We start from the raw sequence: 2,129 nt of genomic DNA, 5'->3' as shown, positions 1-2,129 counted from the left end.
CACTTAGCGCCCAATAACCGTACGGTATTGGGCGCTAAGTGACCCCGCGTTGTTTTTTTGCGGAGAAACTTTCGGGTGGAAACTAGAGGCGTTCCACCTGGGCGGGTTCGGCCAGGAGGGCGCTGAGGGACTCGTTCAGGTCCTGCAGGGCAATGCCCTTGGAGTGCGCGTCCAGGGCCTCCTCCGACTCCCAGCGTTCGGTCAGGACCAGCTTCTCCTCGGTCGCCTCGGTGAGCTCGTAGCGGAGGCAGCCGGGCTCGTTGACCACCTCGTCAATGGCGATTTCCAGGGCGAGCTTCACGCGGAAGAACTCGCCGTCATTGGGGATGAACGTGGCCTGCAGGTCGATGGGTGCACTCATGGATTTCACAATACCGGCTTGATAGCGTGCCATCATGCGCGCTTACACCGCCGGGGACGCGGACGTCCCCCTGCTCGAGGAAACCATTGGCCAGAACTTCGAGCGCGCGGTGGCGCAGTTCCCCCTGCATGACGCGCTGATCGAAGCCGCCCCCGTGCCGGGCGCGGACGCCCGCCGCTGGAGTTACACCAAACTGAACGACGACGTCGACCGGCTGGCGCGTGCGCTGCTCGCCTTGGGCGTGGCGAAGGGTGAGCGGGTCGGCATCTGGAGCCCGAACTGCGCCGAATGGACCATCCTGCAGTACGCCACCGCGAAGATCGGGGCGGTCCTGGTCAACGTGAACCCGTCGTACCGCAGCCACGAGCTGGAGTTCGTGGTGAAGCAGAACGGCATGCGGATGCTGGTCACGGCACCCACCGACCGGAACAGCGATTACGTGGGAATGGCGCGCCATGCGCTCGCCGGATGCCCGGACCTCCGCGAGCTCGTATTCCTGCCGGACTTCGAAGTCGAAGGGCTCGACGCCGGCATCCCCCTGAGTGAGCAGGAGCTCACGTACGCCGAGCTGCTGAAGCGGGCTGACGCCGTCGGGCATTCCGAACTCAAGGCCCGCATGGCGGGCCTTGACCCGCACGATCCCATCAACCTGCAGTACACCTCGGGCACCACGGGATTCCCCAAGGGCGCCACGCTGACGCACCACAACATCCTCAACAACGGCTACTCCATCGGCGAGCTGCTGGGGTACACCGAGCACGACAGGGTGGTGATTCCGGTGCCGTTCTACCACTGCTTCGGGATGGTGATCGGCAACCTGAACGCGCTGAGCCACGGTGCCGCGACGATCATTCCGGGACGGGGGTTCACGCCGGCCGCCGCGCTGGAGGCCGTGCAGGATTTCGGCGGCACGTCCCTGTACGGGGTGCCCACCATGTTCATCGCCGAACTCGCGCTGCCCGATTTCGCCTCGTACGACCTCACCACCCTGCGCACCGGGGTGATGGCCGGCTCGCTGTGCCCCATCGAGGTGATGAACCGGGTGATTTCCGAGATGAACATGGTGGACGTGGCCATCTGCTACGGCATGACGGAAACGTCGCCGGTGTCCACGATGACCCGCGGCGGGGACACCCTGCAGCAGCGGACGGAAACCGTGGGGCGGACCATGCCGCGGCTGGAAAGCAAGATCGTGGACCTGTCCGGGGAGGTTGTGGAGCGGGGCGAGATCGGTGAACTGTGCACCCGCGGCTACGCCGTCATGCAGGGGTACTGGAACCAGCCCGACAAAACAGCCGAGGCCATCGACGCCGACGGCTGGATGCACACCGGCGACCTGGCACGCATGGACGCCGACGGGTACGTGGTCATCGAGGGCCGGATGAAGGACATGGTGATCCGGGGCGGGGAGAACATCTACCCGCGCGAGATCGAGGAGTTCCTCTACACGCACCCGTCCATCCAGGACGTGCAGGTGATCGGGGTTCCGGATACTAAGTACGGCGAGGAGCTCATGGCCTGCATCATCCTCAAGCCCGGGGCAGCCCCGCTGGATGCCGCGGCGGTGGCGGAGTTCTGCCGCGGCAAGCTGGCGCACTACAAGGTGCCCCGCTACGTCGATGTGCGCGAAAGCTTCCCCATGACGGTGTCCGGGAAGATCCGCAAGGTGGAGATGCGCGAGGAAGCCGTCGCCCGCCTCGGCCTCTGAGCGCGAACGTACACTTGTGGCCCCCGGGAAGCGCTTCCCGGGGGCCACAAGTGTACGTTC

2 protein-coding genes are annotated in these 2,129 nt (G+C 65.6%); one reads left to right on the top strand and one right to left on the bottom strand.

What is annotated here, in order from left to right; translation table 11 throughout:
• Nucleotides 1–82: 82 nt before the first annotated feature.
• On the bottom strand, nucleotides 83–361 hold the full coding sequence (locus tag ACFRAH_RS24230) for a putative quinol monooxygenase (protein WP_377949285.1): 279 nt from the start codon (nucleotides 359–361) through the stop codon (nucleotides 83–85).
• 34 nt (nucleotides 362–395) lie between these two features.
• On the opposite strand from ACFRAH_RS24230, the gene ACFRAH_RS24225 reads away from it, so the two are divergent.
• Nucleotides 396–2,069: an AMP-binding protein gene (locus tag ACFRAH_RS24225; RefSeq protein WP_377993438.1), complete on the top strand. Its 1,674-nt coding sequence runs from the start codon at nucleotides 396–398 to the stop codon at nucleotides 2,067–2,069.
• The last annotated feature ends 60 nt before the right edge of the window (nucleotides 2,070–2,129 follow it).

Origin of the sequence: Arthrobacter sp. NPDC056727, from assembly GCF_042790555.1 — a bacterium.
Lineage (GTDB): Bacteria > Actinomycetota > Actinomycetes > Actinomycetales > Micrococcaceae > Arthrobacter.
Note: the sequence above shows the minus strand (reverse complement) of the source record. Positions and strands in the feature narration are given on the sequence as shown.